The 20,321-nt window shown below is 42.4% G+C and carries 23 protein-coding genes and 1 pseudogene; 7 read left to right on the top strand and 17 right to left on the bottom strand.

Annotation, left to right across the window (positions count from 1 at the left end):
- Position 1 precedes the first annotated feature (1 nt).
- Positions 2-742, bottom strand: coding sequence for a metal ABC transporter ATP-binding protein (locus tag IQ230_RS07310; protein ID WP_228054662.1), 741 nt, complete (start codon positions 740-742; stop codon positions 2-4).
- 190 nt (positions 743-932) lie between these two features.
- Between IQ230_RS07310 and IQ230_RS07305 the strand changes: the two genes are divergently transcribed.
- Positions 933-1,901, top strand: a complete 969-nt coding sequence (locus IQ230_RS07305) for a metal ABC transporter solute-binding protein, Zn/Mn family (protein ID WP_193931363.1) — start codon at positions 933-935, stop codon at positions 1,899-1,901.
- 144 nt (positions 1,902-2,045) lie between these two features.
- On the opposite strand, the pseudogene IQ230_RS07300 reads toward IQ230_RS07305, so the two are convergent.
- A pseudogene (locus IQ230_RS07300) lies at positions 2,046-2,417 on the bottom strand (DUF29 domain-containing protein).
- A gap of 237 nt (positions 2,418-2,654) precedes the next feature.
- Between IQ230_RS07300 and IQ230_RS07295 the strand changes: the two are divergent.
- The 5 genes from IQ230_RS07295 to IQ230_RS07275 all read left to right on the top strand — a co-directional run bounded on the left by IQ230_RS07295 (position 2,655) and on the right by IQ230_RS07275 (position 8,178).
- Positions 2,655-3,296, top strand: a complete 642-nt coding sequence (locus tag IQ230_RS07295) for a ribonuclease H1 domain-containing protein (protein ID WP_193931362.1) — start codon at positions 2,655-2,657, stop codon at positions 3,294-3,296.
- 278 nt (positions 3,297-3,574) lie between these two features.
- Positions 3,575-4,267, top strand: a complete 693-nt coding sequence (gene deoC, locus IQ230_RS07290) for a deoxyribose-phosphate aldolase (RefSeq protein ID WP_193931380.1) — start codon at positions 3,575-3,577, stop codon at positions 4,265-4,267.
- A 64-nt stretch (positions 4,268-4,331) separates the two neighbouring features.
- Positions 4,332-5,327, top strand: a complete 996-nt coding sequence (gene recO / locus IQ230_RS27620) for a DNA repair protein RecO (RefSeq protein ID WP_193931361.1) — start codon at positions 4,332-4,334, stop codon at positions 5,325-5,327.
- Positions 5,308-6,837 carry an MFS transporter gene (locus tag IQ230_RS07280; protein WP_407646625.1) on the top strand — a complete coding sequence of 510 codons (1,530 nt, stop codon included), beginning with the start codon at positions 5,308-5,310 and terminating at the stop codon, positions 6,835-6,837. Before recO ends, IQ230_RS07280 begins: the two co-directional genes overlap by 20 nt.
- A 192-nt stretch (positions 6,838-7,029) precedes the next feature.
- Positions 7,030-8,178, top strand: a complete 1,149-nt coding sequence (locus IQ230_RS07275; protein WP_193931360.1) for a glycosyltransferase family 4 protein — start codon at positions 7,030-7,032, stop codon at positions 8,176-8,178.
- A gap of 63 nt (positions 8,179-8,241) precedes the next feature.
- Here the strand turns inward: IQ230_RS07275 and IQ230_RS07270 are convergent, their stop codons facing one another.
- From IQ230_RS07270 to IQ230_RS07255, 4 genes are all read right to left on the bottom strand, one after another.
- Positions 8,242-9,033: a peptidase gene (locus IQ230_RS07270; protein WP_228054656.1), complete on the bottom strand. Its 792-nt coding sequence runs from the start codon at positions 9,031-9,033 to the stop codon at positions 8,242-8,244.
- A gap of 22 nt (positions 9,034-9,055) precedes the next feature.
- A complete protein-coding gene (gene secG / locus IQ230_RS07265) occupies positions 9,056-9,289 on the bottom strand; it encodes a preprotein translocase subunit SecG (protein WP_099701428.1) in 234 nt (77 codons plus the stop codon).
- 34 nt (positions 9,290-9,323) lie between these two features.
- Entirely contained in the window at positions 9,324-10,925 is a 1,602-nt protein-coding gene (gene gpmI / locus IQ230_RS07260) for a 2,3-bisphosphoglycerate-independent phosphoglycerate mutase (protein ID WP_193931359.1), read from the bottom strand.
- Between the two features lie 207 nt (positions 10,926-11,132).
- Entirely contained in the window at positions 11,133-12,821 is a 1,689-nt protein-coding gene (locus IQ230_RS07255) for an ABC-F family ATP-binding cassette domain-containing protein (RefSeq protein ID WP_193931358.1), read from the bottom strand.
- A 602-nt stretch (positions 12,822-13,423) separates the two neighbouring features.
- Here IQ230_RS07255 and IQ230_RS07250 point away from each other — a divergent pair.
- Positions 13,424-13,954 (top strand): GrpB family protein, encoded by a 531-nt coding sequence (locus IQ230_RS07250; RefSeq protein WP_193931357.1) that lies wholly within the window; start codon positions 13,424-13,426, stop codon positions 13,952-13,954.
- Positions 13,955-14,033: 79 nt separating this feature from the next.
- On the opposite strand, the gene prfA is transcribed toward IQ230_RS07250, so the two are convergent.
- The 11 genes from prfA to infA form a co-directional block, all read right to left on the bottom strand.
- Positions 14,034-15,134 carry a peptide chain release factor 1 gene (prfA, locus tag IQ230_RS07245; protein WP_193931356.1) on the bottom strand — a complete coding sequence of 367 codons (1,101 nt, stop codon included), beginning with the start codon at positions 15,132-15,134 and terminating at the stop codon, positions 14,034-14,036.
- A 71-nt stretch (positions 15,135-15,205) separates the two neighbouring features.
- Positions 15,206-15,445, bottom strand: coding sequence for a 50S ribosomal protein L31 (rpmE, locus tag IQ230_RS07240; protein ID WP_099701423.1), 240 nt, complete (start codon positions 15,443-15,445; stop codon positions 15,206-15,208).
- A 94-nt stretch (positions 15,446-15,539) separates the two neighbouring features.
- Complete coding sequence (gene rpsI, locus IQ230_RS07235) at positions 15,540-15,956, bottom strand: 30S ribosomal protein S9 (RefSeq protein WP_193931355.1); 417 nt, start codon at positions 15,954-15,956, stop codon at positions 15,540-15,542.
- Positions 15,956-16,408: a 50S ribosomal protein L13 gene (rplM, locus tag IQ230_RS07230; protein ID WP_193931354.1), complete on the bottom strand. Its 453-nt coding sequence runs from the start codon at positions 16,406-16,408 to the stop codon at positions 15,956-15,958. The genes rpsI and rplM overlap by 1 nt, the downstream gene beginning before the upstream one ends.
- 77 nt (positions 16,409-16,485) lie before the next feature.
- A complete protein-coding gene (truA, locus tag IQ230_RS07225) occupies positions 16,486-17,379 on the bottom strand; it encodes a tRNA pseudouridine(38-40) synthase TruA (RefSeq protein ID WP_193931353.1) in 894 nt (297 codons plus the stop codon).
- Between the two features lie 32 nt (positions 17,380-17,411).
- Positions 17,412-17,762 carry a 50S ribosomal protein L17 gene (rplQ, locus tag IQ230_RS07220; RefSeq protein WP_099701419.1) on the bottom strand — a complete coding sequence of 117 codons (351 nt, stop codon included), beginning with the start codon at positions 17,760-17,762 and terminating at the stop codon, positions 17,412-17,414.
- 77 nt (positions 17,763-17,839) lie between these two features.
- Entirely contained in the window at positions 17,840-18,787 is a 948-nt protein-coding gene (locus tag IQ230_RS07215; RefSeq protein ID WP_099701418.1) for a DNA-directed RNA polymerase subunit alpha, read from the bottom strand.
- Positions 18,788-18,965: 178 nt separating this feature from the next.
- Complete coding sequence (gene rpsK / locus IQ230_RS07210; protein ID WP_099701417.1) at positions 18,966-19,358, bottom strand: 30S ribosomal protein S11; 393 nt, start codon at positions 19,356-19,358, stop codon at positions 18,966-18,968.
- 52 nt (positions 19,359-19,410) lie between these two features.
- Complete coding sequence (gene rpsM / locus IQ230_RS07205; protein WP_099701416.1) at positions 19,411-19,791, bottom strand: 30S ribosomal protein S13; 381 nt, start codon at positions 19,789-19,791, stop codon at positions 19,411-19,413.
- A gap of 76 nt (positions 19,792-19,867) precedes the next feature.
- Positions 19,868-19,981 carry a 50S ribosomal protein L36 gene (gene rpmJ / locus IQ230_RS07200; protein ID WP_099701415.1) on the bottom strand — a complete coding sequence of 38 codons (114 nt, stop codon included), beginning with the start codon at positions 19,979-19,981 and terminating at the stop codon, positions 19,868-19,870.
- A 109-nt stretch (positions 19,982-20,090) separates the two neighbouring features.
- Entirely contained in the window at positions 20,091-20,315 is a 225-nt protein-coding gene (gene infA, locus IQ230_RS07195; protein WP_006276978.1) for a translation initiation factor IF-1, read from the bottom strand.
- Between the last annotated feature and the right edge of the window lie 6 nt (positions 20,316-20,321).

Here is a 20,321-nt window from a genome sequence, read left to right as displayed (position 1 = left end):
TTCATGCTGCTTCTCCATTAAAAAACATAACTTGTCCTCGATAAGCACGGTTCATGTTTTCGGGTTGTAAGACAGTAGCACGCGAACCACTCGCAATAACTTCTTTATTCAATAAAACAAGGTCATCAAAATTAGTAATTGCTTCACCCAAGTCGTGGTTGACAACTAGCACAATTTTACCTGCTGCGGCTAGCTCGTGAAAAACCTCAAAAATGACTGCTTCAGTTTTTTTATCAATGCCTGCTAGTGGTTCATCAAAACAGAATACCTCTGCTTCTTCTGCCAAAGCGCGGGCAAGAAAAACTCGTTGCTGTTGTCCACCAGAGAGTTGCCCGATTGAGCGATCGCGATACTCACTCATTCCTACACGTTCCAACGCAGTAGCAGCCACTTGACGGCTAACATGAGAAAAGCGGCGAAACCAACCAGCTTTACGCACTCGCCCCATCAAAACGACATCCCACACAGTAGCAGGATAACTCCAATCAATCATCGAGCGTTGCGGAACATAAGCGACTTTCTCTAACTGAGTCTTGAGCGGCTTACCTCGATACAATACAGTGCCACTGCTTACCGAAACTAGCCCTAAAATTGCTTTAATTAAAGTACTCTTACCAGCACCATTAGGACCGATAATCCCAGTTATTCGTCCAGGGTAAATCTCAAAATTGGCGTCCTGCAATGCTTCGACATTTCGATATTGAACTCCTAGATGGCTGACTGTGATTGCTGCGTCTTCCATCAAAGTATCCTTTGGCGCTGGTAGATTTGATTTTACACGGTTAGGAAAGGGCAGAAGGGTCATGTTTTTGCTCTATGGCGATGAACTAAGAAATAGCGACGTATACGAGTTTAAGGATAAAAATGAAAAGAATATGAAAACAGTATATGCTGAAAAATGAGAAGAATATGAAAACTAATGTATCAATTCCATGAAAGTGAGGACTCGGTCGCAAGGCAGAAACTATAGATGGCAAGTTGTCGTTGGATTCTTACTGGGGTTGTGGTTGAGCGCCTGTGGTGCAGTAATAACTAATCGCGTTGATCCTGGAACTAATGTTCAACCCAGTGTTGTTTCTACCAGCACAATTATTACCGACTGGGCTACCCAATTAGGAGGAGAAATTCAACTGACAGGAATATTACAACCAGGCGACGATCCTCATGTTTATGAACCTGTTCCGCGAGATAGTATTGCCTTTGAAAAAGCTGACTTGATTCTTTATAACGGCTATAATTTAGAGCCTGGGTTGATTAGGCTTATGAACGCTGCAGGGGTTAATGCACGGAAACTTGCAGTCGGAGAAGTTATACAACCACTACAGCTAGAAGAACAAGGAACAACGGTTCCCGATCCTCATGTTTGGGGTGATGTTGAAAATGCGATCGCGATCGTCAACGCGATTCGAGATGCTTTCATTGAGTTATTGCCAGAAGAACGGGAAGTTTTGACTCAAAACGCGGCAAACTATACAGCACAATTACAGCAACTTCACACTTGGGTGACTCAGCAAATTCAAACAATTCCTCCAGAAAATCGTCGGCTTGTCACCACCCACGATGCATTTCAATATTATGCTAATGCCTATGACTTAGAAATCTTCGGGACTTTAATTGGAATTAGTACCGAAGAACAACCCAGTGCCCAGACAGTACGGCAATTATCTGATGCTATTAGAGACGCGAACGTTCCCACGATTTTTGCCGAAACAACAATTAATCCAGCCTTAATTCAAACTGTCGCTGCAGAAGCTGGAGTCGAATTAGCTACGCAACCTTTGTACTCAGACTCAATAGGTCCTCCAGGAAGCAATGCAGATTCTTACATTAAAATGATTATCGCTAATACTCGCACTATTGTCGAAGCATTAGGCGGAAACTATACACCGTTTCCGCTGTAAGAAGCCCCAAAATTTTTACAGCTATATTTTTTATTAGTCCACGAAGGTTGACTTCACTCGCCAAGCTACAACCATATCTGGTTCTGGCAAGAAGTCAGGATTCATAATTTGTTCTGGAGTGTAGGGACACACTTCAGGAAAAATTTACTCGCCTAAACGAGTTTCCCGAATTGCCAATGCTAAGCCCAGTTCGTAAGCAGCCAAAAAAAATTGATTTAAGTATGGTCTTAAACTGGGGCTATCCGCCAAAAGTAATTTAATCTCAATTCGTTGTTCTCGAATTGTACCTAACTAACTACTATTACGTTTTTCAGACTGAAATTGCCATTTCAAAAGATGTCCTAATAACACTCCTAATCTATTTCGCAATTCCTGGCGTTGTTTCCTACCCAAAGACTCAATTTCCTCAATTAAGTTAGTGGCGTCTACTTGCTCCCACTGCTGATTCTTAAGCAAATTGACTTGCTCTTCAGTCCAGGCATAGAAATCAGTTTCATAAAGCGAAGGTGCATGCATCTTGGTCAATGAGGAATTTTGTCCGATGAGGGTAATAGAATGCTATTCACTAATTGCCATCAATGATTAATTACGTAATACTACACATTTAAATAAAGAAATTTTAGTAGGTTGCGTTAGTGTAAGCTCGTCAGTGAGCAGTTTGAAACTTATTGATAGGGTAATTTTCTGAAATTAACTTGCTAATTAATTAATAACTAGGGGAATCCTAGTCTTGGAAGTCTACAAAGGAACAAAATGACAACCAAGAAGTACTATGCAGTTTTTAAAGGTAGAGAGATAGGAATATTTACAAGCTGGGCAGCATGTGAAGAACAAATTAAAGGTTTTAGTGGTGCACTATATAAATCTTTCAAGACTAGAGAAGAAGCAGAAGCAGCGTTAGGGCTGACTGATCGAGCGCTACTTTTTCAAGTTGAACCGAAGGAAGTAAACTTGTGGAAAACACAAAATAAAATCTTACCAGCAAATGAATTCATTATAAATAGCGTTTGTGTTGATGCTTCGTGTATTGGTAATCCTGGTGAGGTTGAATACAGAGGGATGCATACAGCAACACGCAAGATAATCTTTCATAAACGTCCAATGGCAAATGGCACGAATAATCTTGGAGAGTTTTTAGCTATTGTTCATGCTCTTGCTTATCTAAAAAATCAAGGAAGTCATCTGCCTATTTATTCTGATTCAGAAACTGCTATTCTTTGGGTTGAGAACAAGAAAGTCAGAACAAAACTGGTAAAAAGGGATAGCAATAAAGAAATTTTTGACTTGGTAGAAAGAGGATTAAAGTGGTTAGAAAATAATGAATATACTAATCCTATTTTAAAGTGGAATACGGCATATTGGGGTGAAATTCCTGCTGATTTTGGTCGTAAATAAATTGCAGCAGTCTATGACTCTATTAGAGAAAATCCAGCATATAGTGATGTCTTCTCAAAGAAAATCTTCTTTGATTCGGGGGATTTTTCAAGCAAGAGGCTGCCTATATGACTTTTGATGTAGATGAATGCACAGAGAAATTACTAAAGGGACATGGAAGATTATCCGTGTATTAAAAATTTTTTGCTTTGCGATCGCTAGTTTTAAGGTATTCTGAGCTTAAGATTTTAAATTTCCTTAAGATTCTGACCAAAATATACTTTGTTCGGAGATAAATGATGGCTGCTGATTATCCAGATATAGATATTGCGCCATTAATCGATCACGCGCTCCTACATCCCACAGCAACTTCAGAGCAAGTGCAACAGTGGTGCGAACAAGCAGATCGCTTTCAATTTGCAGCAGTATGCGTATACCCCACTCATGTGCGCCAGGCGGCTGAACTGCTACGCGGAAAAAATCCGCGAGTTTGTACTGTGATTGGATTTCCGACAGGCGCTACCACCTCAAATGTAAAGCTTTATGAAGCACAAGAAGCAGTAGACAATGGTGCAACAGAATTAGATGTTGTACTTAACCTCGGCTGGATCAAAACGGGTAAAACCGAGCAATTACATCGGGAAATTGCTGAGATTTGTGAAGTGGGTAGAACTGTCAAAGTTATTCTAGAAACTGCCTTGCTGACAGATGCAGAAAAACGCCTTGCCGCAGAAATATGTATGGATGCTGGAGCGGCATTTTTAAAAACGAGTACTGGTTGGCATGGAGGTGCGACAGTTGCAGATGTGCGACTTTTGAAAGAAGTTGCCAGAGATCGTATCGGAATTAAAGCGTCCGGCGGAATTCGTACAATTGAACAAGCGTTTGAGTTAATTTTAGCCGGTGCGACACGATTAGGAACCTCGCGAGGCCCAGAATTGATTCGCCAACGCGATAACCTGGATATAGATCAGGAAATCATCAGTAACTAAGAGGATTGTTGCCTTATCGTTATTGACAATTGATTTTCTATCTCTAGCCCTTAGCACCTAATTTATGAGTCGAACTTACAAAGCCACTGGGATAAATCTGAAAAGTATGGCATTAGGTGAATCAGATCGATTGCTGACGATCCTAACGCGCGAGTTTGGTTTAATTAGAGCAGTAGCGCCTGGTTCGCGAAAACACAATTCCAGCTTAAGTGGCAGAAGTGGCTTGTTTGTTGTTAATGAATTGTTAATTGCTAAAGGGCGATCGCTTGATAAAATTACACAAGCCGAAACCCAGGAATCATACCCAGGTTTAAATCAAGATCTTGGTAAGTTAGCTGCTAGTCAATACTTGGCAGAAATGACTTTGTATCAAGCATTAAGCGAACAACCGCAAGACGAGCTATTTTGTTTACTTAGCGAACATCTGAGTAGATTAGAAAAACTACCTAAAAATCAGCCGCGTTTGGCGATCGCCCATCTGTGCCATGCAGTTTTTCACTTGCTTGCACTCGCAGGAATTGCCCCTCAAGTGCAAAGTTGTTGTTTAAGCGGAATTTCGTTAAAACCCGACTTCAGCAATTCGCAGTGGCAAGTAGGATTTAGTGCTGCTGCAGGTGGAATTGTCAGTTTAACTGCACTGGAACGCATGCAAAAGGAGGGGCGCAACATATCACCTAAAACTGGTTTGGTAAGCACGAGCGCAGAACCTTACGGTGCTGCTTCTGATGGAACTTATCCAACCAAAACCACTCCTCAACCAAGAAGTGTAACAGAGCATGGGCAAAGCTATCAGACGATTGTGCATCGGCAAGAGACACCTATGTTAATTAGCCGGATTGATTCTCAAGAACTGACCATATTACAACAGCTATCCCAAGCTGAGTTAAATCAACTCAAAGCATTAACAACAGACACTAATACAGATGTTAACTGGATATTCATTGAGCAAATTTTACGACAATATGCTCAGTATCATTTCGGTCGCCCAATTCGCTCTGCTGCCCTAATCGATAGTTATTTTGCTTTGCCGACTTCTACAAATGATGATGCAACCGTCTAATCTTAATACAAATTTTTTACCATCTCCTAACTGCAATAGTATCCATAGGTGTAAGGATTCATCTGATCGTCAACCTCCGGATATATCCTATGTTTATCAAGTTTCACAAGAAAACACGACGAGCAGTTCTGGAAGCCAAGTCGATCGAGGAGTTAGCAATAGTATTCCTAGACACAACAGTCAGGATATTATAGAAGATTCTACAGCAACAACGTCAGTTGATAATGAACTAGAAGAATTAGGTTTTTTGCCTGTTTTAAAAAATCGCAATTTCCTTGCTTTATGGAGCGGTCAAGTTTTTTCTCAGCTGGCAGATAAAGTTTATTTAGTCTTAATGATTGCGATTATTTCCAGTCGTTTCCAAGCTAGCAATCAAAGTATCAGCGGTTGGGTATCAGCAATTATGATGGCTTTTACAATTCCTGCAGTATTGTTTGGTTCAGTTGCAGGTGTGTTTGTAGATAGATGGTCAAAAAAAGCAGTGCTAGTAGTCACCAATTTATTACGTGGTGGCTTGGTTCTAGCAATTCCAGTACTTTTATGGATGACTCAGGACTGGAACGCAGTAGGTAGCCTACCAACAGGTTTTGCAATTTTATTGGCATTGTCTTTTCTAGTTTCTACGTTGACACAATTTTTTGCTCCAGCAGAGCAGGCTGCAATTCCTTTGATAGTAGAACGGCGTCATTTATTGTCAGCAAATTCTTTGTACACCACAACAATGATGGCATTAGTTGTTGTTGGGTTTGCTGTAGGTGAACCGCTACTTGCAATTGCTGATGCAGTGACAATGCAATTTGGGTCTGAAATTGGCAAAGAACTCGTCGTTGGTGGTAGTTATGCGATCGCTGGTTGCTTGCTTATGCTGTTGAAGACTGGAGAAAAAGAGCGTCGATTCGAGCAAGAATCTCCTCACGTTTGGCAAGATTTGCGTGATGGATTCCAATATCTGGGAAAAAATCACCGGATTCGTACTGCTTTAATTCAACTGGTGATCTTGTTTTCAATTTTTGCAGCACTTGCTGTTTTGGCTGTGCGCATGGCTGAAGTTATTCCTGGGCTGAAATCTTCTCAGTTTGGCTTTTTACTCGCTGCTGGAGGTGTGGGAATTGCTGCTGGTGCAACACTTTTAGGTCAATATGGTCAGCGCTTTGCTGCGATTCAACTGAGTCTTTATGGCTCGATGGGAATTGCGGGGTGTCTGATTGGTTTAGCTATATTTACTGAAAATCTTTTATTAGTACTGCTATTGATTACACTTTTAGGAGGGTTTGCCTCTTTAGTCGCGATTCCCATGCAAACGGCAATTCAAAAGGAAACTTCTCCAGAAATGCGGGGTAAAATTTTTGGATTGCAAAACAATGTAGTCAATATTGCTTTAACCCTACCACTAGCTTTAGCCGGAGTAGCGGAGACATTCATCGGATTACAGGCAGTTTTTTTGAGTTTAGCCGCAGCTGCGATCGCAGGAGGTATCCTAACCTGGTATATTTGCCGTACAGAGACATAAAATCTCAACTTTAATCAACAAGGTATGAGCAAAGGACTAACAGTACAAGACACAAGGCGTAAGCAAAAATAACTCGTTAGCCAATCAAAATTTGATGCTGGCGTATTTCTGTCCCCACCCAAGTGCCTACAAGTACCTTAGTGCCTCTCACCTTCATGCTTACTTAACTGAGAAAATCGCACCTCAACCTGAATGCATATTGCCTGGATTGGAAAAAAATCACCCTTTTGTGGCAATGTCACGTATAGCCGAGAAGTCACCAATGCTTTGTTGGAACGGGGACATCAAGTCAGCTTTCTTCACTTTGCTCAAGAGGAGGCAGAGCCAGATAACTGGCCCGATTGTCCAGAAGTTTCTTTGCCATTTCTGTACAAATCACAAGTTTATACAATTCCAACTCTCAAAGCTGCCAAGGTCTTGAGTCAATCTTTACGGCAACTCAAACCTGACTTAGTGCATGCGTCATTAACATTGTCCCCACTTGACTTTCTCTTACCAGATATCTGTGGAGAATTGAATTTGCCACTGATTGCAACTTTTCATACTCCTTTTGCTGGCAAGGGAGCGAAGCTGAAATCGGGAACACAGCTTTTGGCTTACCAACTCTATGCTCCATTTCTGGTGAATTACGATCGCGTCATCGTTTTTTCTCAGGTGCAGCGTGAGTTATTATCTCGATTGGGACTCTTACCAGAAAATATTGCTGTCATCCCCAATGGAGTAGAAATTCATAAATACTCTCCTGGCTCATCGAAAATCAAAGCAAGGTTCAACGCCAAGCGTTTATTTATTTACCAAGGTCGCCTTGCTCCAGAGAAAAATGTAGAGCCATTGCTACGCGCCTGGAAGTATTCAGAAATGCATCCACAGAGTAAATTGCTCATTGTGGGTGATGGTCCTTTAACAGCCTCGCTAGAACCATTCTATGGTTCTGAACATGGTATTCATTGGCTTGGTTTTATTGCAGAAGAAGAACAGCGAATTGAAATTCTCCGAGGTTGTGACGTATTTATTTTGCCATCTTTGGTCGAAGGACTTTCGATTTCCCTGCTAGAGGCTATGGCTTGCGGTATTGCTTGCTTAGCAACTGATGTTGGTGCAGATGGAGAAGTTTTAGAAGGTGGTGCTGGTGTTATTCTCACTCCACGTCGGGTAGAATCGCAGCTACGAACCTTGCTGCCACTTTTTCAAGACCACCCTGAGTTAACTACTTTATTAGGTGACAAAGCACGTCAGCGAGTTGTAGAACGCTATACGCTTAGCCAAAACATTACTCAGGTAGAGAAGCTGTATGCTCAAGTTTTGGAGCAACAACATTTTCATTTGAGTCGCGGAGCATAAGGAGAGGGGCAAGGCAGTGCTTTGCCTGTAAGGTGAAGAAGTAGGACAGAGGAGAAGAGAGTATTACGAGTTGATATCAGCTCTACGTCTCTGTAATGACCATCCTAATTGTGTTGGTTGTTCGTAGATACGCTTGAGCGTGTTCGCATCTCTAGCAGAGATTAGGGGCGGATTGCGTACTTGAGCAAAGTATAACGCATCACTTTGTAATGAACTATGTCCCCAAATTCCTAATGCATGACCAAACTCATGCCGTGCTGCGGCTTGGAGATACTGACCTGCTTGACTAGGACTTAGCAAAATAGAGCAACGATGTGATAATAAGTTGTTGCTGTTAATATAAAACTCGTAACTTGTTTCCGCAGAACGTGCCCGTGGCATTTGATTAGGAGCAATTCTCAAGGGAGGAGATGAGCGCATAATTTTGATATCAGCGCTTTCGGGTTGTGCTATCACTTGCAAAGGTAGATAGACGCTCCACTCTTGAATTGCCTGTAAAACTTCATGTGCCCAGCTTTGTAGGATATGCGCATCGCTACTTTCTGGTTGTGGCTGTTGGATATAAACCTTAATCGGAAATTGCGACCAGATCAAGTAACCAATTTTTGTTGGTTTAACTTCTAGAAAGTAATCACCACTATTAGTTTGATCGTACCACTGAGCTAAGGTCGCAGGAAGAGGATGTGGCTTTGAAGGTGGTAAAAATACTGATTCACTGTATTGCGATTGGGGTGTTTCCGCTGTGATAACCAATGAATTGCTACCAGCACTATTGCCGTGTAAAACAACTAATAGTGCTGCGATCGCAGCCAATCCCCACATAAAAATCTGCCGTAAAACAGACTTGATTCGCATTAATAAAATCAATGCAACTAGGTTACTGAGTTAACCAATTAGCACTAAGAACAACAGTGAAACTCAGAAAAAGTACTGCAAGTGTCCAAGTCACGCGATTTAGTGTAGTTTCCGCGCTTTTAGTACTACTAAATAATTGTGCTTGTCCGCCGATCGCACCAATACCATCTCCTTTGGGACTATGTAATAGTACCAAAACTGTTAAACCAATCGCAGATATTACCCAGAGGACTTCTACAATGTTGTAAACTGTCATGCCGATCAACTCCAAAAATGAAAACTAACGGGCTTTATAGAGCCGATTGCACGGGAGTACGTACTCTTTGATTCTGATCCCCGACTGGTTTTAGCAGCGAGTGTCCTGTCATCTCAGATGGCTGCGGCAGCTGGAGAATGTCCAAAATAGTTGGAGCAATATCACACAAACGACCACCACTGCGCAAACTGACGTCTCCACCATACCCTGGTATTTTAGCTCGTTCGCCTTCAATTAAGATCAGCGGTACAGGGTTAGTTGTATGTGCTGTCCACGGATTGCCTTGTGGATCTCGCATATATTCAGCATTACCATGATCTGCTGTAACAATAGCAGTGCCACCTGCTTGACTGATACTTTCTAGCAAACGCCCTAAACAAGTATCAACTGTTTCTAGTGCTTGGACGGTTGCTTCTATTTGTCCTGTATGCCCCACCATGTCAGGATTAGCGTAATTGATCACGACCAAGGAGTAAATGCCTTGTTTAATTGCATTAGTCGCGACATCAGTCACAGCTTCAGCTGACATACTCGGAGCGCGATCGTAAGTTGCTACCATCGGACTCATGACAAGTTCTCGCTCTTCGCCTTCAAATGGTTCTTCTAAACCACCATTGAAGAAGTAGGTAACGTGGGCATACTTTTCGGTTTCTGCAGTGCGAAATTGTTTAAGCCCGTGTTCAGAGATGACTTGCCCTAGGATATTGTTCAAGTTTTGTGGTGTAAAAGCAACCGCCACTGATAGCTCAGGATCGTACTGCGTAAACGTGACAAAGGATAAAGGTTCAATCTTCTCTTTGCGCTCAAAACCATCGAATGCTGGCGCGATAAAGGCTTGGGTAAGTTGTCTTGCTCGATCTGGACGAAAATTGAAGAAGATAACTCCATCACCTGATGCTACTGCTCCTGATGCTACACGATGAGGAACGACAAACTCATCGGTAACTCCGGCATCATAGGAAGCTTGTAAAATCTCAACAGCAGAGCGACCATCGCCTTTTGCGTCTTGAGTCATCACATCATAGGCAAGTTTGACTCGATCCCAACGGCGATCGCGATCCATTGCGTAATAGCGCCCGCTGATTGTGACAATTTCTCCGACGCCAATCCTTGCAGTATAGTCTTGAATCAGCCCAATGACACCGACACCCTCTGTAGGCATCGTATCTCGACCATCTGTAATTGCATGAATACATACTTGAGCCATGCCTTGCGCTTTAGCAAAGTCAAGCAATCCTAACAAATGGTTAATGTGAGAATGAACACCACCTTCTGAGCAAAGACCAATCAAGTGTAACTTGCCATTACGTTCGCGAACATCTTGACACACTTGTAACAGAGCTGAGTTTTGGTGGATTGATCCATCTTCTACTGCATCAGAAATTCGTACTAATTCTTGTGGTACAACGCGCCCTGCGCCGATATTAAGATGCCCTACTTCAGAGTTTCCCATTTGACCTTCTGGCAAACCTACTGCCTTACCTGAAGTTTTGATAAGAGTTCGAGGATATGTCTGCCATAGGCTATCCATTACTGGGACTTTAGCCGCAGCGATCGCGTTACCGTCTGCTTCTTCTCGATAGCCCCACCCGTCTAAAATGACTAGCACCACGGGAGCAACAGGTGCTTGGGTCATAACTTTGTTGCCCTTTACTTTATATAACTCACCGCAATGATACCATTGCTACTTGCTGCTGCAAGTATATTTTTGCAATTATCAGATATTTTTGCCACTTTGGTGACTTTTTAAAGTGGGGATCGCTGTTTGTGTCAAGATTCTCAGTTTTTTTGAGTTTAGCATTGAAATCCTTCTATTTTTCTTTGATCCCCGTAGAGAAAGCATTTATGATTTCCGTTTGGCAGTTGCTTTAGCTGCTTTTTTGGCAGCTTTTTCAGCAGCGATCGCGGCTAATCGTACTTGTTCTTTTTCAGCGGCTATTTTCTCCAAATAATAGTGATAATCTCCGTTATACAGCCGAAATTCTCCATCGCGAATCTCAACTATTTTGTTTGCTACCTGAGAGATAAAATAGCGGTCGTGAGAAACGATAATCACTGTTCCGTCATAATGTTGAATTGCTTCTTCCAGCATTTCCTTTGCAGGAATATCTAGATGGTTCGTCGGTTCGTCCAAGATTAGTAGATTAGCTGGACATAAAAGCATTTTTGCTAAAGCTAGCCGTGCTTTTTCTCCCCCACTCAAGGCAACAACTTGTTTAAATACCGTGTCCCCGCTAAATAAAAAGCGTCCAAGCAGCGTACGGACTTCCTCATTCTTCCAATCAGGGACTTCATCGTGAATCGTTTGCATCACAGTTTTATGAAGTTCCAAGGCCTCTGCCTGATTTTGCTCGAAGTAACCAGGAATGACGTTATGATTTCCTAACTTAACGATGCCTTCAGAAGGTGGTTCTAGGCCCATAATTAAGCGGAGGAGGGTAGATTTACCTGCACCATTAGGACCAAGAAAGGCAATGCGATCGCCGCGTTCGATTAACAGATTCGCACCTAGAAAGAGAATTTTCTCTTCGTAAATATGTACCAAGTCCTTAATTAAAACAACTTCTCTACCACTACGGGGTGCAGGTGGAAAGCGAAAGTGAAGGCTTCTTAAACTTGCGGATGGTGCTTCAATTCGCTCAATTTTTTCGAGTTGTTTTTCGCGGCTTTTTGCTTGAGTACTGCGTGTTGCACTGGCACGGAAGCGATCGACAAACGTTTGTTGCTTTTCTAACTCCTTTTGCTGACGTTCGTAAGCACTCATTTGGGCGACTTGCGCTTCTGCCTTTTGCTGTAAGTAGGCAGAATAGTTACCTAAATAAGTCGTGGAAACGCCGCGTTCAGTTTCGACAATTTGCGTACACAGGCGATCGAGGAATTCGCGGTCGTGGGAAACGATCACCATAGGAGTGGTCAGGTTTTTTAAGTAGTTTTCTAGCCACTCAATAGTTTCTAAGTCGAGATGGTTTGTCGGCTCGTCTAGCAGCAATAAGTCTGGTTTTTGCAGGAGAATCTTGCCTAAACTCATCCGCATCTGCCAACCGCCACTAAAAGAACTGACTAAGCGATCGCCGTCAGTTGGCTCAAAACCCATTTCTGGTAAAATCTTCTCGATTTGCGCTTCGAGTCCGTAACCATCTAATGCTTCAAAGGTACGTTGCAAGCGATCAAGTTTATGAATCAAGCGATCTAATTCTTCAGGCGTCGCAGTTTCCATATCGCGCTGTACCTGTGCAAGCAATTGTTGCACCTCATTAGCTTGCTTGAATACTGTCCAAAATTCTTCGCGGACTGTGCGCCCAGGATCGACCTCAAATTCTTGCGTCAAATAAGCAACGTGTAGACTAGCTGGACGGATAACTTCTCCTGATGTTGGTTCAATTTCTCCAGCAATAATTTTTAGTTGAGTGGATTTCCCTGCACCGTTCACTCCAACTAAACCAATGCGATCGCCACTCTTGACTTCCCAGTTAACATCCTTGAGAACTTCGCCAGTAGGGTAGATTTTACTGATATGTTCTAGTCGCAGCATTTAAGGTCTCCACGCACCAAAAGGCGATCGCTAATCGTCGCCTCCAATCTTAACAAAATTTAATTCCAAATTTCGGTTGTTGGTGACTCTTTACATTTTGCTCGAAAAACCGATTGTTCTCAGTCATAGCGTTGTTTGGCTGCGGCTGCGATCGCCTACGTATTTACTATTTCAAAATTTATTATCACCTTGATATATTTTATAAGTTTATATAGAGTGAGTTAAATCTCTCAATAAGCATTTCTTTATATAGCTTTATTTTCATTTATTTCTCAAGCATTTTATATACAATACGAGACGTTAAAATTCAATTAAATCAGGATAAATAATATTCAATTAAGTTATAAAAATAAATTACTTTTGTTGTTATTTTTAAAGTTTATTTTATTTATTTTGCAATTAACGAATAAATACCCTACCTAGGGATTGTGATGCGATCAAAACACAGTTTATTTATAGCGTTAGTACTTGATCTGCTGATGAGATTGGTCACGCTAGCAGTTTAACAATTGATAGAAGAGGATTTTAATAATCAAATAGGGTAAATCCAGAGATTTGTCATTGCAGGGGTTTGACAATGCCAAACCTCTATAATTTATTTCATGGATGAAATAATTATTGTTGAATACGATCCCCGTTGGTCGCAGCAGTTTGAAGAGGAAGCCACAACGATTTGGCAAGTACTAGGAAATGATTTGGTTACGCGCATTGAACATTTTGGCAGCACAGCAGTTCCTGGATTAGCCGCAAAACCTATTATTGATCTTTTGGTTGAAGTGCGTTCTCTAAAAGAAGCTAAAAAGTCGCATACACTACTAGAAGCATTAGGATACGCTTACTGGCAAGAAGATCCTCGTCCTGGGCAAATGTTCTTAGTTAAAGGGATGCCACCATATGGTTTACAGCGCACTCACCACCTGCATTTAGTTGAGGCAGATAGCGATCTGTGGGAGCGTCTTTTGTTTCGAGATTACTTGCGATCGCATCCTGAAGAAGCACAACATTACGCCGCTTTAAAACGTCAATTAGCCGAACGCTTCAAAACCAATCGCGAAGCTTATACTAATGCCAAAACTGACTACATCCAAGCTGTCATGGCAAAAGCACGCCGCCACAATCACAAAAACCAATAAGCTACTCATTCTACAAAATTCAAATCTCAAAACTCAATACTAGCCACTAGCCAAAGCGCCACTAATCACTTCACCTCAACTAGGAACCCGTCCCCGAAGTCGCTAGTTCTGCTAAGCGTTCTTGCTGATCTTGAGAAATACAAGCCTGAATGGCTGGCTCTAAATCTCCTTCTAGAAATGGAGTTAAAGAGAAATTTTGTCCTAGGCGGTGATCGGTGACGCGGTTATCTTTGTAGTTGTAGGTACGAATTTTTTCCGAACGCGATCCTGTACCAACTTGCGATCGCCGCATGGAAGTCACAGATTCTTGTTGTTCGCGTAACTTCATTTCATACAGCTTTGCCCGCAAGATTTGCATTGCGCGTTCTTTATTTTGCAACTGGCTGCGTTCTTCGGTACAAAAGATTCTAATTCCAGTAGGCTTGTGATACAAGTCAGCCGCTGTTTCTACCTTGTTGACATTTTGTCCACCCGCACCACCCGAACGCGCTGTTGACATTTCAATATCTTTCGGGTCAATTTCAATTTCGACATCATCAACTTCTGGCATCACTGCTACAGTAGCTGTTGATGTATGGACTCGTCCGCCTGCTTCAGTAACAGGAACTCGTTGGACGCGGTGAACTCCTGCTTCAAACTTTAGCTTGCTATAAACTTGATCGCCTTGAATTTCTAAAATGGCTTCTTTAAAACCGCCCATTTCTGCTAGCGATTCGCTGATAAGCTTAACTTTCCAACTTTGGCTTTCTGCATAGCGCGAGTACATTCGTACTAAATCGCCTGCCCAAATACTTGCTTCATCACCACCAGTTCCCGCCCGAATTTCGAGCATGATGTTCTTTTCATCGTTAGGATCGCGTGGTAGTAGCAAGATTTTCAAGCGAACTTCTAACTGCTCTAGTTGTTCTTCTAGTTCTGCGACTTCTAAAGCTGCCATTTCTTGTAGCTCTGAGTCACCATTTGCTTCTTTCATGACTTCCCTGGCTCCCACTAATTCATCTTGAGTAGTTTTCCAGGTTTCATAAGTAGTCACGACTTCTTCCAATGAAGAACGTGCCTTAGCGATCTTTTGATATTCACTAGGATCTCTAGCAATATCGGGATCAGCCAGGCGGCGAGTGAGTTCGTTAAAAGTTTGTTCGACAGATTTGAGTTTGTTTAGCAGGTAAGTTTCAGGCATAAAGTGCGATCGCTCAAGCAAGATAGTAGAAGTTCACAAAATGCAGTCTTCGGTTCAACTATCTAACTCAGCTACTTCTTGTCGTCGCCTGTAGATTGCTCAGCGTCCATCATGCCGTACTTCCGTAAGAAGCGTTCTACTCGACCTTCAGTATCGATTAATTTTTGCGTACCTGTATAGAATGGATGATTTCCTGACCACACATCAACGTGCAGTTCTGGTTTAGTCGAACCTACTGTAGCAACTAGTTTCCCATCACAGTAAACTTTTGCCTCTGGATACCATTGAGGATGAAGATCAGATTTTGCCATGATATATGTTTTTGTATGTTTATCTCTATTGTAACTTTTAGACTTCAGCGCTCAACATACCTTCAGAACACTAAAATCTAAAAGCTGTGAACTTTTATCGTTTGGAGAACTGAGGCGCTTTCCGTGCTTTATGTAAGCCGTATTTTTTCCGCTCTTTTGCTCTGGGGTCGCGTGTTAGGTAGCCTTCAGATTTCAATGGCGAGCGGTTTTCTGGGTCGAGCTGACACAGTGCGCGGGCGACTCCTAAACGAATTGAATCAGATTGTCCGGTTAATCCGCCTCCATGAGCAGTGACTAAAATGTTGTACTCGCTTTCTAACCCTAAGGTTTCTAGTGGAGCTTTAGCGACTGAGAGGTAATTAGGATTAAATTGAAAATACAGATCTCCTGGTTTACCGTTGACGATCATTTGTCCATCGCCAGGAACTAAGCGCACTCTCGCTACGGAAGATTTACGGCGACCAGTTCCTCTATACATTACGCGATCGCTAGTCGTATCTATTGCTTGCATTATTGCTCTCCTGGAATTGTCTGAATTTTAATTTCCTGTGGTTGCTGTGCTTGGTGAGGATGATCTGCACCAGCGTAAACTTTCAGTTTGGTAAATAATTGCCGTCCTAAACTGTTTTTGGGCAGCATTCCTTTAACAGCGTGTTCTACAATTCTTTCGGGAACTCGAGATTGTAGTTGCGCAAAAGTTTCTGTTTTCATTCCGCCTGGACGTCCTGAGTGGCGACGATAAAGCTTTTGGCTGCGCTTTTTCCCAGTCACAACAACTTTATCGGCATTGACCACAATTACGAAGCCGCCTGTATCCATGTGCGGTGTAAATTCTGGTTTGTTTTTACCGCGCAAAATCATCGCGATCTCAGTAGCTAGCCGACCTAGACGCTGATCAGCTGCATCGACGACATACCAATCACGTTTGACGGAATCTTGGGCTGGAACATAGGTTTTGTTCATTAGTGTTTTAGTATCCTCTTGATATTGTTTGATAGATCAACGATGTAATATTTTGTTTACGAGTGAATCACTAGTACTTAAACGTTAATACTTGATGAAAGGATGTCTTGGTTTATGACTTGCCTCTTTTCTTGTGCAACATTGTTGATAGCTGGCAGCACTAATTGTGGTAGAGTTTCGTACCAAACTTCTTGAGAAAAAGGAAAATCAGGATAACCAACCCGCAATAAACATAAACCCTGAGGAGGTGCAGCGTACTTAACATACTCTCGTTGCTGCTGCTGCCAAAGTTCTGTGAACCTATCGAGCGATAAACTACCTTTTCCTACGTCAACAAGTAATCCTACTAGTAACCGTACCATCCCATACAAAAAGCCATCCGCTTGGATTTCAATATTGATAAATGCTCCTTGGCGATCGCACTCCACTGCTTGTATTTCTACCCATGAATGCGCTCGACGAGAACCTGCCCGATGAAAGGCTGCTAAGTGATGTTTCCCAAGTAACGGTTGTAGTGCCGAGCGAATGAGATTTTCATCTAAAGCTGCATAATAATAATGCCAACTAAAAGGCTTAACAAACAAGTTCGGTCGAGGTTCGGTGTATAGCGTGTAGCGATAGCGCCGCCACTTAGCATCAAATCGAGCGTGCCAGTTACTGTTGACAGATGCAGATCCACGAATCAAAATATCGTCAGGAAGATAACTGTTAAGAATTGGTGCCCAACGCTCTGCTGGAATTGGACTAGTGGCATCGAAATGTGCAACTTGTGCTGCTGCATGAACACCAGTATCAGTTCGCCCTGCACCGTGAAGCGCCACTGGATAACCGAGTACGCGCTCGATAGCTTTTTCAATTTCTGCTTGTACAGTACGTAGCTGAAGTTGCCGTTGCCAGCCATGAAAGTGAGTACCCAAGTATTGAATTACTAAGGCTACTCGGTATTTTAGCTCGTAGTTTGGGGCAACCATACAACTTCTCAAAAACAAGAAATTCGATTGATCTACACGAGTTCGATAATCGCCATTTCAGCATTATCGCCTCGACGTGGGACAGTATGTAAGATTCGAGTATATCCCCCAGCCCGACTACCATAACGATTAGGTGCTTGTTCAAATAGGGCATGAACAAGTTGTTTGTCGTAGATATAACCTAGTGCTTCTCTACGAGCAGCTAGAGAACCATCTTTGGCTAAAGTAATCATTTTTTCGGCTTCTGATCTGACTGCCTTGGCGCGGACTTTCGTAGTAGTAATTCGTCCATGACGGATTAACTCTGTAGTCAATGCTCTTAAAAGAGCGCGACGCTGGTCAGCTGGCTTTCCAAGTTGGTGAACACGACGACGGTGACGCATGGTGAGGTTTAATTTCTACAATTTGAAGTTTTGTGAATATTTTGAATCACTGCTAGAAACTTACTACAGCTAAGCAATTATGAAGGTTTTGCGGACTTCTCGTGAGGAAGAGTAATGCCCAAACGATCTTGTAAAGCTTCGATGACTTCTTCTGCTGATTTTTGCCCAAAGTTTTTGATCTCTAGCAAATCTTCTTGAGTGTAATCTAGCAAGTCTGCTACTGAATTAACTTGTGCCCGCTTCAAGCAGTTATAAGCTCTTACAGAAAGCTGAAGTTCTTCAATTGGAATTTGGCTAGTGGGATCTTCATCTGTTGGCAATTCATCTTTCATTGCCTCAAGCGAGATATCTTTGAGTGGGTTAAATAAATCGACTAAGATATTTGCTGCAGAGGAAAGTGCCTCTTGTGGAGTTAGGCTACCATTAGTCCAAACTTCTAAAATCAAGCGGTCTTTCTGCATCGAACCGTCAACACGAGCATCTTCAACACTGTAATTAACTTTGCGGACTGGCATGAAAATCGAGTCAATTTGCAGAAAATCTAAAGCAGTAGCTTCATCGCGCCCTCGTTCAACAGTGCGATATCCCTTGCCTCTATCAATCCGAAATTCCATCTCTATTTTTGCGCCCTCAGCAACGGTTGCAACGTATTGACTGGGGTCAATAATTTCTACCTCTGAAGGAAGATCGAAATGTTCGGCAGTTACTGTCGCAGGTCCAGTAACGAGTAAACGCCCAATTTGAGGTTGTGAAGAATAGCTTTTGAGAACGATTTCTTTCATGCGCATCAGAATTTCCAGCACATCCTCACGAACTCCTGGAATCGTCGCAAATTCGTGACTGACACCTGCAATCCGGACAGCAGTAATTGCTGTACCTTCAAGATTAGACAGTAAAACTCGTCTGAGCGCATTTCCAACTGTTGTCCCTTGACCGCGATCAAGAGGTTCCAGGACAAATCTACTGTATTGACTCTGATTCTCTAGAGTATTAGACTCGACACATTCAATTTGAAACTGCGCCACGGAGTAACCTCCCTTAGTAATTTAGATGCCAATTTAGGCAAAGTTGTTTGCCTGACTTAAATTGAGCAAATGCCCCGTTGTCACTCGTTTATGAACTGCAGCGGAGGCAGACGAGACAATTTGCTCTTAATATTGCTTGCAACATGGTCTAAGCTTTGTTTAAGAAGCTTGCTTTGAGTTAAACTCGACGTCTTTTTGGTGGACGGCAACCATTGTGAGGAATTGGGGTAATATCTCGAATTAACGTAATTTCCAACCCTGCTCCTTGCAATGCTCGAATTGCTGTTTCTCTGCCCGCGCCTGGTCCACTGACCATGACTTCTATTTGACGCATACCTTGATCTGTTGCTTGTCGGGCTGCACTTTCTGCTGCTGTCTGTGCAGCATATGGTGTTCCTTTTTTGGCACCTTTGAAGCCACTCGAACCAGCTGAAGCCCAGGAGATGACGTCTCCATTTTGGTCAGCGATCGTGACTATACTGTTATTGAAAGTAGATTGAATGTAAGCAATACCATTTGGTACATTGCGTTTTTGCTTTTTCGCACCGGATTTTTTTTGTTGTCGCGCCATAACACTAAGAAATAATTGGCTTTACTTTTTGTGGATCTGGATGATTCAAGTCTTACTTACCAGGTGCTTTCTTCTTACCTGCTACAGTCTGGCGTCTACCACGGCGAGTTCGTGCGTTTGTCCGAGTCCGTTGTCCGCGTACGGGTAAGCCCATACGATGGCGACGACCACGATAAGACCCAATATCAACTAAGCGCTTAATGTTCATTGCTTCTAAGCGCCTGAGATCTCCTTCGACCTGATAGTTGCTTTCAATTGTGCTTCTTAATGCTGCAACATCTGTGTCATTTAAATCTTTTACCCTAGTATCCGGATTAACGCCCGTCTGAGCCAAAATTTCTTTTGAACGAGTCAGCCCTATCCCGTATATATATGTAAGACCTATTTCGACACGCTTATCGCGTGGAAGGTCTACACCTGCAATTCTTGCCACAATAAACTTCTCCCTATTCCTGCGATCGCTACGATAATATTAGTAATGCCTTAACGGACATTGTTTCAGTTACTGTTTAGCCTTGACGTTGCTTGTGCTTTGGATTTTGGCAGATTACCATAACTCGACCTTTGCGGCGAATAATGCTGCACTTTTCACAAATTTTCTTGACTGATGCTCTAACTTTCATCTTTTCCTTTATTACAAACTCTATATTATATCAATATTTTTATGGGTGAAGCAAGGCTCAAAGAGCCCGTTGACAGCCAGGAATCGCCTTTAATCCTCAACAAAAGAAGTTATTTCTTACGTAGACGGTATGTAATTCTTCCTTTTGTTAAATCGTATGGCGTTAGCTCTACTTTGACGCGATCGCCAGGTAAAATTTTGATATAGTTACGGCGGATCTTGCCCGAAATATGTGCTAAAACATTAAAACCATTATCAAGATCCACGCGAAACATTGCATTAGGCAAGGATTCAGTTACCGTGCCTTCCATCTCAATTAAATCTTGTTTAGACAATTTGAA

Origin of the sequence: Gloeocapsopsis crepidinum LEGE 06123, from assembly GCF_015207655.1 — a bacterium.
In the GTDB taxonomy this organism is placed as follows: Bacteria; Cyanobacteriota; Cyanobacteriia; order Cyanobacteriales; family Chroococcidiopsidaceae; genus Gloeocapsopsis; species Gloeocapsopsis crepidinum.
This window is presented reverse-complemented; position numbering and strand designations above follow the sequence as displayed.